The sequence below is a fragment of the Pseudomonas sp. GM74 genome, from assembly GCF_000282455.1.
Lineage (GTDB): Bacteria > Pseudomonadota > Gammaproteobacteria > Pseudomonadales > Pseudomonadaceae > Aquipseudomonas.
This window is the reverse complement of sequence record NZ_AKJG01000057.1, coordinates 17,794-31,980: the sequence shown is the minus strand read 5'-3', so window position 1 is coordinate 31,980 and position 14,187 is coordinate 17,794. Positions and strand designations below refer to the sequence as shown.

12 protein-coding genes are annotated in these 14,187 nt (G+C 61.9%); 3 read left to right on the top strand and 9 right to left on the bottom strand.

The genetic code is table 11. The features are described from left to right. Window positions 1–118 precede the first annotated feature (118 nt). The 7 genes from PMI34_RS14080 to PMI34_RS14110 all read right to left on the bottom strand — a co-directional run bounded on the left by PMI34_RS14080 (window position 119) and on the right by PMI34_RS14110 (window position 8,032). A complete protein-coding gene (locus PMI34_RS14080) occupies window positions 119–1,549 on the bottom strand; it encodes an aminotransferase-like domain-containing protein (RefSeq protein WP_008050049.1) in 1,431 nt (476 codons plus the stop codon). 342 nt (window positions 1,550–1,891) lie between these two features. Further along, window positions 1,892–2,596 carry a hypothetical protein gene (locus PMI34_RS14085; RefSeq protein ID WP_008050043.1) on the bottom strand — a complete coding sequence of 235 codons (705 nt, stop codon included), beginning with the start codon at window positions 2,594–2,596 and terminating at the stop codon, window positions 1,892–1,894. Window positions 2,597–2,806: 210 nt separating this feature from the next. Continuing rightward, window positions 2,807–3,634 carry an ABC transporter permease gene (locus PMI34_RS14090; RefSeq protein WP_008050042.1) on the bottom strand — a complete coding sequence of 276 codons (828 nt, stop codon included), beginning with the start codon at window positions 3,632–3,634 and terminating at the stop codon, window positions 2,807–2,809. A gap of 7 nt (window positions 3,635–3,641) precedes the next feature. Beyond that, window positions 3,642–4,514: an ABC transporter permease gene (locus tag PMI34_RS14095; protein WP_008050041.1), complete on the bottom strand. Its 873-nt coding sequence runs from the start codon at window positions 4,512–4,514 to the stop codon at window positions 3,642–3,644. A gap of 10 nt (window positions 4,515–4,524) precedes the next feature. After that, window positions 4,525–5,637 carry an ABC transporter substrate-binding protein gene (locus tag PMI34_RS14100; RefSeq protein ID WP_008050040.1) on the bottom strand — a complete coding sequence of 371 codons (1,113 nt, stop codon included), beginning with the start codon at window positions 5,635–5,637 and terminating at the stop codon, window positions 4,525–4,527. Window positions 5,638–5,726: 89 nt separating this feature from the next. Further along, window positions 5,727–6,818, bottom strand: a complete 1,092-nt coding sequence (locus PMI34_RS14105) for an ABC transporter ATP-binding protein (RefSeq protein ID WP_008050039.1) — start codon at window positions 6,816–6,818, stop codon at window positions 5,727–5,729. 308 nt (window positions 6,819–7,126) lie between these two features. Further along, complete coding sequence (locus PMI34_RS14110) at window positions 7,127–8,032, bottom strand: LysR substrate-binding domain-containing protein (RefSeq protein ID WP_008050038.1); 906 nt, start codon at window positions 8,030–8,032, stop codon at window positions 7,127–7,129. Window positions 8,033–8,316: 284 nt separating this feature from the next. Here PMI34_RS14110 and PMI34_RS14115 point away from each other — a divergent pair, with 284 nt between their 5' ends. From PMI34_RS14115 to PMI34_RS14125, 3 genes are read left to right on the top strand one after another with little or no spacing between them, the layout of a single operon-like run. Beyond that, a complete protein-coding gene (locus PMI34_RS14115; protein WP_008050037.1) occupies window positions 8,317–10,065 on the top strand; it encodes an amidohydrolase in 1,749 nt (582 codons plus the stop codon). Next, entirely contained in the window at window positions 10,062–11,027 is a 966-nt protein-coding gene (locus PMI34_RS14120; RefSeq protein WP_008050036.1) for a CobW family GTP-binding protein, read from the top strand. The genes PMI34_RS14115 and PMI34_RS14120 overlap by 4 nt, the downstream gene beginning before the upstream one ends. Further along, a complete protein-coding gene (locus tag PMI34_RS14125) occupies window positions 11,024–11,779 on the top strand; it encodes a class II aldolase/adducin family protein (RefSeq protein WP_008050035.1) in 756 nt (251 codons plus the stop codon). Before PMI34_RS14120 ends, PMI34_RS14125 begins: the two co-directional genes overlap by 4 nt. Window positions 11,780–11,927: 148 nt before the next feature. Here PMI34_RS14125 and PMI34_RS14130 read toward each other — a convergent pair whose 3' ends face one another. Then, entirely contained in the window at window positions 11,928–13,448 is a 1,521-nt protein-coding gene (locus PMI34_RS14130) for a sensor histidine kinase (RefSeq protein ID WP_008050034.1), read from the bottom strand. After that, complete coding sequence (locus tag PMI34_RS14135) at window positions 13,445–14,164, bottom strand: response regulator transcription factor (RefSeq protein WP_008000098.1); 720 nt, start codon at window positions 14,162–14,164, stop codon at window positions 13,445–13,447. The genes PMI34_RS14130 and PMI34_RS14135 overlap by 4 nt, the downstream gene beginning before the upstream one ends. Window positions 14,165–14,187 lie beyond the last annotated feature (23 nt).

The window sequence follows — 14,187 nt, the reverse complement described above, 5'->3', positions numbered from 1 at the left end:
TGACCCCCCCAAAAAAAACCTGTGGGAGCGGGCTTGCTCGCGAAGGCGCCAGCACATTCAACATTGATGTGTCTGACACAGCGCTTTCGCGAGCAAGCCCGCTCCCACAGGTTCGTGGTCAACCCTGTTTTTTCAGGATTTGGCCCAACGTCTGCAAAGCCTCATCAATCCGCGGCGAATACGGCATGCCACAGCCTATGCGCACAAAGTGATCGAAGCGATTGGCATTGGAAAAGATATCCCCAGGCGAAATCTGGATACCGGCGTTCAACGCATCATGAAACAACGCCATGGACGAATGCCGGCGAGGCAGTTCCACCCATAACAGCGTGCCGCCCTGGGGGTTGGTCACGTGGGTGCCGAGGGGGAAGTAACGAATAATCGCCTCGCTCATCTGTTGACGTTGTTGGGTCAGGGTTTTCCTCAAACGCCGCAGGTAACGTTCGTAGGACGGTGTACGCATGAATTCGTTGGCCGCCAGTTGCGATAACGCCTCGCAACCCCGCGACTGTGCATGCTTGAGCATCTCCACGCGGTCGTGCCATTTGCCGGCGCTGATCCAGCCCAGGCGCATGCCCGGTGCCAGGGTTTTGTTCAGCGAGGCGCAATAAATCACGTTGTCGGTGCTATCCCAATGTTTGAGCGTGGACAGCGGCTGCTCGGTGTCCACCAGGTCGCCGTAGGTGTCGTCCTCGATCAGCACGGTGTTGTGCTCTGCACACAGTTTCACCAGCCGGGCCTTGTTGGCGTCGGGCATGATGCTGCCCAACGGGTTTTGCAGGTTGGGGATGACGATCAGCGCCTTGACCCGTTCGGGGCCTTGCAGCAGCCGTTGCAGGGCCTGCAGATTGAGCCCGGTATGGGCCGAGGCCGGGACTTCCAGCACGCGCAGGTTCAGGCTTTCGAGAATTTGTAGCAGACCGTAGAAGGTCGGGGACTCCACGGCCACGGTGTCGCCGGGGCAGGTGACCGCGCGCAAGGCCAGGTTGATCGCTTCGGTGGCGCCGTTGGTGATCACGATCCGCTCGGGGGCCAGGTGGGTCTTGCTGGCCAGTGCCCGCCGGGCCAGGATGCTGCGCAATGCACTGTTGCCGCAGGCGCCGCCCGCTGCGCCGATCAGGCGGGCGTCGTTGCGCAGGGCCTTGATCATGTTGTCTTGCAAGGTCTTCAGTGGGTAAAGCTCAGGCGCGCAATAGGCGCTGGCGAAGTTGACCTTGATCGTCGCGCGCTGGCTGGCCTTGAGCACCGCGCAGACCTGTTCATGAATGCCGACATACGCGCGGGTATCCAGCGCCGGCGCCAGGGCAATCGGGGCGGGCCTGGGCAGGGTGTCGGGCTGGCGAATGTAGTTGCCGGAGCGCGGCCGGGCTTCCAGCACACCGCAGTCTTCCAGTTCCCGGCACACCTGCACGGCGGTCGACAGGCTGACGGCGTGTTTTTCCATCATCAAGCGGATCGAGGGCAGGCGTTCACCGGTTTTCAGGGTGCCGCTGCGGATAGCGTCCAGGTAGTGGTTGGCCAGCTGGCGATACAAGGGGGGCGTGTTCATGACGACCTCGGCAGTTGCACCACTGAGGTCTGGGCTGGAAAGTGAGTTGACGCTCCCCGCAGGCGGACCCGTGGTGCTCATGGGTGAAGGGAAGTGGTGTTCTGCGTCGATACTGGAAGAGTAATCGCGGTTTTGCCCGAATCACGGGCAATAAAAAGCCCCGCTCTGATGGCGGGGCTGTTCAGTCAGTCGCTGAGGACTCTGTGGCGAGGGAGCTTGCTCCCGCTTGGGGGCGAAGCACCCACAAAAATCGGCAGGTGTTGTCAGATTGTTTGGGGCTGCTTTGCAGCCCAGCGCGAGCAAGCTCGCTCGCCACGGGCAGCCCTCTCACCACAGGAGGTATTACTGCGCGGCGATGCTGTAGCCGTCGAACGCGGTCTGCTGTTGCAGGGCGGTGATGATGTTCTTGCGGTTGACGGCCTGTTCGGCACCGCTGTTGTCCAGGAACGTCTCGCTTTCCAGTTCAGCTTCGTCGCCTTCGCCAACGAAGGTGAAACCGAGGAATTCCAGGGCTTCACGGTCGACGTTCAGGCGCGAGCGCGGGGTGCGCAACGGCAGGGTGACGCTCATGCCATCCTTGCTGATGGTGAACACTTCGACTTCTTTCTTTGCCTTGGCGGCTTTGCCCTTGCCGCCGCTCGGGTTGCTGATGGCCTGGTGGGTCTGGTTCAGTACTTTCAGGGCCAGGCCGTAGACGATTTCCTGGAACGCCGGGTCGTCCTTGAAGCTGGACAGGATGCGGCTGATCGGGAATTTGCTGCTCAGGTCTTCGAGGGCGGCGATGTCGGCGGCCTCGGCGTCCTTGAGTTGCTTGAGCTGGCCCATCAGTTCGTAGGCTTTGTCATCGTCGAAGCTGTCGTGGGCCTGGCGGATCGCGGCACGCAGTTCGCGGATCTGGTCGCTTTCGCGGGTGGACTGGAAAGCGTCCAGCACCATCTCGCTGATGGTTTTTGCCTGGGGTACGTGTTGTGAAAGATTGATGGAGTTTTCGTATTCCGCTTTGGACGACAAGGTGACTACGGTTTCAGCGGTGTTGGAATCGGACATTGAAATTTCACTACTTCTATAACTTGAATAGGGGCGAGAAAGCCCGGCGGCTTTTTCAGGTCGCCTAATCTATTGGACCGGGGCGGCGTTGTCACGGCCCAATAGACGAAGCCCCTGTAGGAGCTGCCGCAGGCTGCGATCTTTTGATCTTGAAAAATCAGGATCAAAAGATCGCAGCCTGCGGCAGCTCCTACAGGGGCGCGTATTCAGTTACGGATGCAGCAGTTTCTGCGCCCGTTTATCCGCCAGATGCTGAACCACTAGCCGTCCGATCAACACCAGCAACGTCAGCGAGATCAGCAACACCGAAATCGCCGCGACGCTCGGGTCGACGTTATCGCGCAAGCCGCTCCAGATGCGCTTGGGCAGGGTGTCGACGTTGACGCTGGTGATGAACAGCGTGACCGCCACTTCTTCCCAGGACAGGGCGAAACCCAACAGCGCGGTGGAGGCCAGACCCAACTTCAGGTTCGGCAGGATCACCATGAACGTGGTCTGCATCAGGCTGGCGCCAAGGTTGCGCGAGGCCAGTTCGATGCGCCGGTCGATCTGGCTGAGGGCCACCAGCATGGTCACTACGCCGTATGGCACCACCATGATCACGTGGGCAATCACCACGCCGGTCAGGGTGTCGTAGCCCATGCCCGGCGCGAAGCGACCGAGCTTGGTTTCCATGAAGTACAGCACCAGCGCGGAGATCACCGGCGGGATCGCCATCGGCAACAGCACCAGGCCGATCAGGGCCGTGGCCCATTTGGAGCGCATGTACCAGATACCGAGGCTGAAACCGGCGGCCAGCAAGGTGGCGATGACGCTGGTGGCGAAGGCGATGGTCAGGCTCTGGCTGATGGCGTGGAACCAGTCCGGGTTGCTCACCAGCGCTTCGTAGTGGCGCAGCGACCAGTTGCCTTCGGGCATCGACAGGAAGCGTTTGCTGGTGAACGACACCGGAATGACCGTCAGCAGCGGGAACAGCATGAAGGCCATGGCGACCACGGCCAGCAATCGGGTACTCAGGCTTGTGCGATGGGTATTCATAGTGATCTCAGCCTACCAGTCGGTTCACTCGGGTCATTTTCAACAGCACCCAGATCAGCGCGCTGACCAGGGCCAGCAACACCACGCTCAGTGCCGCGCCCAGGCCCCAGTTGCTGGTCTGGAACATTTGCAGGAACACATACTCGGCAATCATCACCGTCTGCCCGCCACCCAACAGCACCGGGGTGATGAAGAAGCCCAGGCAAAACACGAAGACCATGATGAACGCGCCCAGAATGCCCGGCAGGGTCTGCGGCAGCAGCACTTGCCAGAAGGTGCGCAAGGCACCGGCCCCCAGGCCGCGCGAGGCCATGAGCACACGTTGGTCGAGTTGACGCATGGTCGACAGCAGCGGGAACACCGCGTACGGGATCATCACGTGGAGCATGCCGATGACCACGCCGATTTCATTGCGGCTCAGTTGCAGCGGTTGATCGATCAGGCCCATGCCCATCAAACCGTTATTGAGCACGCCGTTGCTGCGCAGGGCGATCAACCAGCCAAAGGCCCGTACCAGCACGGAAATCCAGAACGGGATGAAGATGCAGATCTCCACCACGCGCTGCCAGAACGGCGGGCTGAACACCCAGCAGTACGCCAGCAGGTAACCGATCATCAGGGCCAGGCCACTGACGGTCAGACACAGGCGCAACGTGCGCCAGAGCATTTCCTGGATCGCAGGGTCCGTGGCGATGCGCTGGTACTGCTCGATGCCCGGAGTGGGCAGCGAGAAGCTCCAGCCGATCACGCCGAGAAACGGCAGCACGTAGAAGACCAACAGCAACACCGGCAGCGGGAACAGCAGCAGGCCGCGCTCCAGGCCCGGCGAACTGAAGCGGGGCTTGGGGGTGGTCAGGGTCGAGGTCAGGGTGGTGGTCATGGTCACAGGCTCACTTGGACAGGCGCGTCAGATACTCTTCCAGGGCTTTGGAGTAGTTGTCGGCGTACCACTGGGCGTTGAGAGCGATCTGCTTTTTCAGGTTTTCTTCAGAGGCGCAGTTGGCTTCCAGTTGCTTGGCCGACATCAGCTTCTCCGTGGCGCTGTTGGAAGGCCCGTTGCCCAGCAGTTCGAACAGCTTGAGCTGGCCTTCAGGCTGCAAGGCTTGCTGGATGAACTGCATGGTCGGTTGAGTGCCACCGGGGTTGCCGTTCAATACCGCCCAACTGCTGGAGTTGATGAAGCCGTTGTCGAAGCTCCAGCGCACGCGGTTGTCGGTGTCTTCGCTGAGCAGCTTGGCGCGGGTGTGCCAGATCGCACCCACCGACACCTCGCCGTCGACCATCAGATGCTGGCTCTCGGCACCCGAACTCCAGAACGACAGGACGTGAGGCTTGATCTCGTCGATCTTCTTCATCGCCCGTGGCACGTCCAGCGGGTACAGCTGGTCAGCCGGAACGCCGTCGGCCAGCAACGCCGCTTCGAGCATGCCGTTCATCCACTTGTACAGCGTGCGCTTGCCGGGGAATTTCTTCACGTCCCAGAAATCGGCCCAGGTCTTGGGCCCGTTTTCACCGAATTTTTCGCTGTCCCAGGCCATCACGTAGCTGAACTGGTAGCTGGCGATGCCGAAATCGGAGGAGAGCGCCGGGGCCACCTGATCGCGCTTGATGGTGTTGTAGTCCAGTGGCTGCAGGATCTTTTCCCGGCCAAGCACGATGGCGCTGTAGCTCTCGACGTCGACCACGTCCCAGCTCGGTTGGCCGCTGGCCAGCTGCGAACGGATTGCCCCTTCGGTCGGGCCGGCGCCGTCGATGCGCACCTGGATGCCGGTGTTCTTGGTAAAGGTGTCGGTCCATGCCGAACGGAATGCGTTCAGGGCGTCGCCGCCCCAGTTGACCACCACCAGCGGCTTGTCCGCCGACCAGCTGATGCCGCTGCGCAGCGCCAATGGCACCGCAGCCAGCAGGCCCATGGCCTGAATGAAGGTGCGACGGTTGATCTGACCGTCACGGGCCTTTTCGATAAGCACTTCGATGCAGTCTTGTTGGTGATCCTGGCGCATGGGCAAGTCCTCAGTTGGCGGGTGTCTGCGTGGACACCGGCCTTTTTGTTGTCATTGGAAGAGAGCTTTGTGACGCAGTTTTTTGCGGTTCAGGCCTGTAGCAGAAAGCTTTGCTGCACCGGCCAGCTCAGCCACACCGGCGCACCGCTGGCCATCGACGCGCCCGGGTGATTGCCGGGGACGGACAGGTTGATCGGCACCGTATCGCCGCCGACCTTGAGTGCCAGATGGGTACTGGAGCCTTGATAGACCTTGTCGGTGAGTTGTGCGGGCATCACGTTGTAGCCGTCCCGGGTCGGGCACTCGCTGTGCAGTTCCATGTGCTCGGGGCGCACGGCCAGCACGATCGGTGCCGCACTCAGTGCGTTCGGCGCCTGGGCGTGCAATACGCTGGTGCCGCAGCGACCGCTGGCGATCTGGCCGTTGCGGGTCAGGTTGTCCAGCGGGAACAGGTTCATCTTGCCCAGGAACTCGGCGACGAAACGACTCTCGGGGCGGTTGTAGATGTTTTCCGGGGTGTCGACCTGAGTCAGCTTGCCGTGGTTGAAGATCGCGATGCGCGATGACAGTGCCAACGCTTCGTTCTGGTCGTGGGTGACGAACACGAAACTGGTGCCGACCTGACGGTGGATGCGTTGCAATTCGGTTTGCAGCTGTTCGCGCAGGTTTTTGTCCAGCGCCGACAGCGGCTCGTCGAGCAACAGCAGTTCCGGCTCGAACACCAGCGCCCGGGCAATCGCCACGCGCTGCTGCTGGCCGCCGGACATCTCGGCGGGCTTCTTGTGCATGTGCGCACCGAGGCCGACCACTTCAAGGATGTGCTTGACCCGGCGGTTGCGTTCTTCGGCCGGGACTTTACGGATGCGCAGCGGGTAGGCGACGTTGTCGGCCACACTCATGTGCGGGAACAGCGCATAACCCTGGAACACCATGCCGTAGTTCCGCTTCTCGGCGCTGCGCTTGATGATGTCGACACCTTGTTCCATCAGCTTGCCCGAGGTCGGGCTGAGGAAACCGGCCAGAATCATCAGCAAGGTGGTCTTGCCCGATCCGGACGGACCCAGGAGGGTAAGAAATTCGCCTTGGCGAACGTCGAGATCGACGTTATCCAGCGCCGCGAAACGGCCGTAATACTGGCTGATACCTTGAGCGCTGAGCTGAATCGCTGAACGGCTGGACACAATGAGGTTCCTCTTTTTATTGCCCATATGACGTACGAGGACGGATGTGAATCCGAAATGGGCTTTGGGCTCATTATTGTTAAAAGTATCGCTACATCAATGGAATTATTTTGCTCGTATTGGTTAGTTTTTTTACCCAATTTCCCCTGATCAAAAACACCCCTGTAGCAGCTGGCGAAGCCTGCGTTCGGCTGCGCAGCAGTCGCAAGGCTTGAATGCGCGGTCTTGAAGTAGAACTGCGTTGTTAGAATCAACGACTGCTGCGCAGCCGAACGCAGGCTTCGCCAGCTGCTACATACGTGTGCATTTCAGAGGGTGTCCTGCCAGGTCTGGCGGGACGATTGCAGCTGCGTCTTGACCCAGTTGCTGAAGGCCTGGACCACCGCGCGGTCCGCCTTTTGCGGGTCGGTGGCCAGGTAATAACCACGGTGCAGATCGATGCTGATGTCGAACGGCCGCACCAGCAAACCCTTGGACAAGGCATCGCCGCTGATCAGGTTGTCGCCGATGGCGATGCCCTGGCCGGCAATGCAGGCGGACTGTGCGCAGTGCGCATCGGAGAACAGGATGCCGCTCAGCGCGTTGACCCCCGAAGCACCGGCGGCGGTCAGCCAGATGCGCCAGTCCGAGTAGTCGGTCATGTGCAGCAAGGGGTAAGTGCTGAGCTCCTGTGGGTTTTTCAGTCCGCCCAGCGCGTTGATCAGACGTGGACTGCACACCGGGAAGAAGCGCAGAGCCACAATCTCTTCAACATTCATTTCCGGCCAGTCGCCAATCCCGTAGGCGATGAACAGATCGACGTTGGGGTTGTTGGTGTCGTCCGGCGTGCGCGGGGAAATCAGCTGCAACTGCACTTGCGGGTACTGCCGCAAAAAAGCACCGATGTGGTGGCACAACCAATAAGTGGCGAACCCCGGCGCACAACTGACGCACAGCCGGCCGGAGACTTCCTGATCGTCGATCAACTGCCCGGCATCGAGCAGGTTCAACAGGATTCCGTGCACCTCCCGTGCATAACGCTCGCCCTGGTACGTCAGGCCAATGCCACGGCCAATACGTTCGGTCAGGGCGAAGCCGACACATTCCTCCAGCTTGCTGATCTGGTGGCTGATGGCGCTGCGGGTCAGGTTCAGCTCACGGGCCGCTACAGAGACGCTGCCGAGGCGGGCAACTGCATCAAGGGCGCGCAGGGCAGTCATTGAAGGAAATCGCATAAATCATCCCGTTCAAAGGTGGAAGAAAGGCCTGCAGACACCGGTCACCGGTGGCTTCCCATATGGTGAGGTAAATCGAACAGTCAGGCCAAAAAAAATCGATTGTTGTGCCGGTTGATTCAACAATACTAGCGCTAATTGTCATCGGCCGGTCAGGCCCGCCCTCAAACCGGGGGCTGCCCGCGACCTTTCCTGCTGACTGGAACAACAACAGTTTTTTCAGGTTCCCGACCCGCCTGGCGCCCGGTGGACCTTTCAATCTCCTGAACTCAAAGGTGGCTTACATGGCTGAGTCCGATAACTTTTCCTCTACCCATTCCGTGCAGGGGACCTATGCCGACCTGATCCTCGCCAACGGGCGTATCTACACCCAGGATCCCGCTAATCCATGGGCCGAGGCCGTGGCCATCCGCGACGGCAAGTTGATCGGTGTCGCCAGCCTCGGCCAGATCGAGATGTACAAGGGCCCGAACACTCGCGTGCATGACCTGCAAGGCGCGTTCTGCATGCCCGGCCTGCATGACATGCACACCCACCCCGACCTCGCACTGGCGCCGCGCTACAGCGACGACCTCGACGTCGGCATCGAAGACCCGACCCCGGAACAACTGCGCGAAAGCATCCTCGCCTACGCCGACAGCCATCCCGGCGACGGCTGGATCTACGGCCAATACTGGGTGCGCTACACCTTCCGCGAGGCGGGTTTAACGCCGGGCCGCGAGTGGCTCGACAGCGTGATGCCGGACCGCCCGGTGGCGCTGCTCGACCGTATGTGGGGCACCATGATGGTCAACTCCAAGGCCTTGGAACTGGCCGGCATCGACCGTCACACGGCCGACCCGCGCAACGGCTATTTCGAGCGTGACGAACTGTCCGGCGAACCCACCGGCCTGATGATCGACGGTGCCTACGCGATGATCCACGCCGCCATGCCACCGACGCCGGTCAGCGTGCTGCGCCGCGCCTATCGCGATGGCGTGCATTTCCAGAGCTCGCGCGGCGTCACGGCGAGTAAATACGTACACGTCTGCGAACAGCGTTTGCAGGCCCTCAAGGAACTGGACGACAGCGGCGAACTGACGGTGCGCATCGAAGCGGCGATCAGTTGGCAGGACGACATCTTCCCTGTGCGTCGTCGCTGGGAGCTGCTGGCCGGCGAACGTCACTACTACCGCAGCGCGCGCCTGAGTGCCAACGCGGTGAAGTTCCATTTCGACGGCACGGTCGAGCCGAAGTCCTCGTACCTGCTGACGCCATGGCCGCAGGAATCGAGCTGGCGCGGCAAGCTCAACCTGACCCCGGAACACATCACTGACATGGTGGTGGACATGGATCGCAAGGGCATCCGCGTGATCGCCCACTGCACCGGTGACGGCGCGTCCGACGTGTTCCTCGATGCCGTGGCCGAGGCCCGTCGTCGCAACGGTTTCAGCGGTGTACGCCACCAGTGTGCCCACAGCACCTTGCTGCACCCCGGCAACCTGCCGCGCTTCAAGGAACTGAATGTCATCGCCGAATTTTCCCCGGCCGCCTGGTACCCGACGCCGTTCGCCAGCGGCGCGCGTTCCGGCTACGGTCAGGAGCGACTCAAGCGTATCTACGATTTCAAAGGCGTGCTCGCCGCAGGCGGCACCGCGGTGATGGGCACCGACTGGCCGGTGGCGTCCATCGACCCGTGGCTGGCGCTGGAAACCATGATCACCCGGCAAAACCCGTGGAACGACGACCCGGCCTGCTTCGGCGACCCGATCAGCCTCGAACAGGCGCTGACCGTGATCACCAGCAACGGCGCCGTGGCCATGGGCCTGGAACACAGCACCGGCAGCCTGCAAGTGGGCAAGGCGGCGGACCTGATCGTCATTGACCGCGACCTGTTCGCCAAGCCGGCGCGCAACTACATCCACAAGACCCAGGTGCTGCTGACCTTCGTTGAAGGGCAACTGGTCTACGACCGCCATTCGACGCTCGAAACAGTCGGCCTCAAGGCGGTGTGGCAGGGCGAACCACCGGTGCTGGAGGGCAAGGCAGAATGACTTCCCCACGCATCGCCGTGACCGTGGTGTCGGGGTTTCTCGGCGCCGGTAAAACCACACTACTCAACCGCATGGTGCGCCGTGCCGAAGGCAGTCGGCTGGCGGTGATCGTCAACGATTTCGGCGAGCTGAACATCGATGCGGCCATCGTTTCCGAAGTCACCGACGCGGTGTACAGCCTGCAAAACGGCTGCATCTGCTGCACCGTGCAGGAAGACCTGCTGGCGCAGCTCGGCAGCCTGGCGCAGCTTGAACCAAGGTTGGAACGCATCGTCATCGAGTGCAGCGGTGTGTCCGACCCGCAGCGCATCGTGCAGACCCTGGCCTACCCGCAACTGCGCAGCCAGATGCAACTGGACATGGTCATCACCGTGGTCGACGCCACCCGTCATCTGCAACTCGACGGTGAGTACGCGCGCCTGGCTCGGGCGCAGGTGGCCGCTGCCGACTTGCTGTTGCTGAACAAGACCGACCTGGTCGACGAATCACAGCTGCAGGCGCTGCGCGATGCCTTGGGCGCCAGGACTCGCGTGCATGAAAGTGTGCAGGCCGAACTGCCCGATGCGCTGTGGCTGGATATCGACCTGGACCTTGAGCCCCGGGCGCTGAAACCGCTGACGCGGGTTTCCGACGGCGATCATGGCGAGATGTTCAGCAGCTGGTTGTGGCAGAGCAACGTAGCCCTCGACGCCGAATGCTTGCGCGGCTGGTTGAAGGCACTGCCCAGCGATGTATTCCGGGTCAAAGGCTTGGTGCTGCTGACGCCGGGCAGCACGGCGCACTGGCTGCAACATGTCGGCACGCGCAGTCAGTTTCTGCCGGCACTGGATGATGCCCAGGCCGGCGCCACACGCCTGGTGTTCATCGCTCGCCGCGGCTTCAATGGCTGGGAGGCATTGGGACAAGGGCTGGAAGATTGCACCGTGAAAGACTGCACCGTGAAAGAGAGCACCGTGGCATGACATCGACAGAACAACGTCTGCGTGAAGAACTGGCGGCCTGCTACCGCTTGATTGCGCACTATCGCATGACCGACCTGATCTTCACCCACATCTCGGTGCGCATTCCGGGGCCGGAGCATCACTTTCTGATCAACCCTTACGGGCTGATGTTCGATGAGATCACTGCGTCCAACCTGGTGAAGATCGACCTCGATGGCCACGCCGTCGAGCCATCGCCGTATCCGGTCAACCCGGCCGGTTTCGTGATTCACAGCGCGATCCACGGTGCTCGCGAAGATGCGCAATGTGTGCTGCACACCCACACCAAATCCGGGTGCGCGGTGGCGGCGTTGAAGTGCGGGTTGTTGCCGGTGAACCAGATTTCCATGGAGTTTTACGGCCGCGTCGCTTATCACGATTACGAAGGCGTAGCGCTGGACTTGAGTGAGCAACAACGGCTGGTGGCGGACATGGGTGACAAGCCGGTGCTGATGCTGCGCAACCATGGTTTGCTGACGGTGGGCGAGACGGTAGGGCAGGCGTTTATGCGCATGTATTACCTGGAAAAAGCCTGTGAAATCCAGTTGGCCGCGCAAGCCGCCGGTGAAGTTGTTCTGCCGTCCCACGAGGTCTGCGCGCATACCGAACGGCAGTTCAATGATTCGGGGCGGCCGTTGGAGGAGGGGGAGTTGAATGATCCGGATGCCATGCAACTGGCGTGGGCGGCGTTGTTGCGAATGCTGGAGCGCATTGCACCGGACTATCGGGACTGATCGAAGTTTTCGGTTGTTCTGGCTGGCCTCATCGCTGGCAAGCCAGCTCCCACAGGGTTAGTGGGTGTACGCAAAAATCTGTGAGCACCCGAAAACATTGTGGGAGCTGGCTTGCCAGCGATGGGGCCCGGTCAGGCACCGCAACTTTTCAAGCCTGCCTCGGCGTATTCAGGTTCATCGATCGCACCGCCAGCGCCGACGCTGTCTCTTCATCGATCGGCAACGAAAACCGGAATGTCGCCCCGCGCCCCGGCACATCGATCAACTGAATCTCGCGCCCGTGCAATTGCAGGATGCGATGCACGATCCGCAGTCCCAACCCGCCATCACGCCGTGCGCCGCCAATGTTGAACGGCCGCAGGAACAACCCTTCGCGCAGTTCCGGGGCGATGCCGGGGCCGGTATCGCTGACCGTGACTTCGATGAATGAGCCTTGCGGACGCAGGCCCAGTTCGACCTCGCCACCGGCCGGAGTATGGCGCAGGGCATTGTCGAACAGGTTGGTCAGCACCCGCTCGATCAACCCTAGATCCGCGCAGGCCGCCGAGGCATTTGGCGCGAAGGTGGCCTTGAGTTCGACTTTGCGCGCTTCGGCGGTGAGTTCGAATTTCTGGAAGATGTCCTGGGCCAGGTCGGTCAGGGAAAAGCGTTCCAGCACCGGCTGCACAAAACCATGTTCCAGCCGCACCAGTTCCAGCAGCGACTGCGCCAGACCGCCGACCTTGCGGCTCTGGTCCAGGGCGATGCCCAGGTAGCGACGGCGGTCGGCAGGGGACAGCGTGGCGTCCTTGAGCGACAGGGTTTCCAGATAACCGTGCAACGAGGCCAGCGGCGTGCGCAAGTCGTGGGAGATGTTCGCCACCAGTTCGCGGCGCTCCTGATCCTGACGGGTCAATGAGCGCCATTGCTCGCCCAGGCGTGCCTGCATCTGCCGGAATGCCGCATCGAGCACGGCGATCTCATCGTGACTGGCGGCTTTTTCCACCGCGACGGGCAGGGCCGGTGTGACCGGCACGCCATCGATGTCGAACTGGCTGACGGTTTCGGTCAAGCGGCGCAACGGCCGGGTGATCAGGGCAAACGCCGTCAGACCGGCAATCAGGCACAACAGGGCTACCAGTCCGATGGACAACAGCGCTGTATTGAGCGCCGCACTGGTCGCGCCGCGTTCGGCCAGGCGGTCGTGGTCCTCGCCGAGCAATACCACGTAGAGATAACCGGCCGGCTTGCCGTCGACCTTCAGCGGTGCAGCGCTGAACACCTTGCGTGCATCGACGCTGCGCGGGTCGTCGCCGAGAATCGGCAGGGCATCGCCCCGCAACAGGCGCTGGACCGGCGCCAGGTCGATCCGTTCGCGACGGATCCGGCCCTCGGGCGCGGCGCTGCCGACAATCTTGCCCGCGGTGTCGAGCAGATACACCTCGACGCTCGGGTTGACCTGCATCAGTTTGCTGAACAGGTCACGCACGGCATTGGGCATCAGGCCCTGGGTGTCCATCAGCACCGTGTCACTGGCGATGTGCTGCGCCAGGTCCCGGGACAAGCCTTGCACCACTTCCTGCTCGTGCATCTGGTTGGAGCGCACCTGCATCCATGCCGAGGTGCCGCAGCACACCAGCAGCAGCACGGCGAACACCAGGGACAGGCGTTGCGTCAGGGTCAGCCTCATGGCTGCGGCTCCTCGCCTGTGGCGAATTTGTAGCCACGCCCCCAGACCGTGAGGATGCGCACCGGTTGCGCCGGGTCGGCCTCGATCTTGGCGCGCAGGCGGTTGATGTGGGTGTTGACCGTGTGCTCGTAACCTTCGTGACTGTAGCCCCACACGGCGTTGAGCAGGTCCATGCGCGAAAACACCTTGCCGGGCTGGCGGGCGAAGAAGTACAGCAAGTCGAACTCCCGGGGCGTGAGGTCCAGACGCCGGCCGTCGAGGGAGACCTCACGGGTGATCGGGTCGATGGCCAGGCCGTCGGTGAGCAGGCTGCCGGCGTCCATCTTCAGGTTGCGCGCCATGGCATCGACCCGGCGCAGCAACGCCTTGACCCGGGCCACCAGTTCGAGCATGGAAAACGGCTTGGCCAGATAGTCGTCGGCACCCAGTTCGAGGCCGAGAATCCGGTGCACTTCGCTGGAGCGCGCGCTGGTAATGATGATCGGCGTGTAGCGGGCCATGGCGCGGGCGCGGCGGCAGATTTCCAGGCCGTCGACACCGGGCAGCATCAGGTCGAGAACCAGTGCGTCCCAGTTGCCTTGCTGCAGCAGGCGCATGCCCTCATCGCCATCGGCGCTGTGTACCACCTCGAACTGCTCATCGCGAAGATGCAGGCAGATCAGGTCGGCGATATGCATATCGTCCTCGACCACGAGGACGCGTTTGGTCTGTTCCATCCAGCTCAATCCTTCGGTGCAAT

Coding starts and splice junctions, on each gene's coding strand:
- PMI34_RS14080 (WP_008050049.1), bottom strand. CDS start 1,549: ATGAACACGCCCCCCTTGTATCGCCAGCTGGCCAACCACTACCTGGAC.
- PMI34_RS14085 (WP_008050043.1), bottom strand. CDS start 2,596: ATGTCCGATTCCAACACCGCTGAAACCGTAGTCACCTTGTCGTCCAAA.
- PMI34_RS14090 (WP_008050042.1), bottom strand. CDS start 3,634: ATGAATACCCATCGCACAAGCCTGAGTACCCGATTGCTGGCCGTGGTC.
- PMI34_RS14095 (WP_008050041.1), bottom strand. CDS start 4,514: ATGACCACCACCCTGACCTCGACCCTGACCACCCCCAAGCCCCGCTTC.
- PMI34_RS14100 (WP_008050040.1), bottom strand. CDS start 5,637: ATGCGCCAGGATCACCAACAAGACTGCATCGAAGTGCTTATCGAAAAG.
- PMI34_RS14110 (WP_008050038.1), bottom strand. CDS start 8,032: ATGCGATTTCCTTCAATGACTGCCCTGCGCGCCCTTGATGCAGTTGCC.
- PMI34_RS14115 (WP_008050037.1), top strand. CDS start 8,317: ATGGCTGAGTCCGATAACTTTTCCTCTACCCATTCCGTGCAGGGGACC.
- PMI34_RS14120 (WP_008050036.1), top strand. CDS start 10,062: ATGACTTCCCCACGCATCGCCGTGACCGTGGTGTCGGGGTTTCTCGGC.
- PMI34_RS14125 (WP_008050035.1), top strand. CDS start 11,024: ATGACATCGACAGAACAACGTCTGCGTGAAGAACTGGCGGCCTGCTAC.
- PMI34_RS14130 (WP_008050034.1), bottom strand. CDS start 13,448: ATGAGGCTGACCCTGACGCAACGCCTGTCCCTGGTGTTCGCCGTGCTG.
- PMI34_RS14135 (WP_008000098.1), bottom strand. CDS start 14,164: ATGGAACAGACCAAACGCGTCCTCGTGGTCGAGGACGATATGCATATC.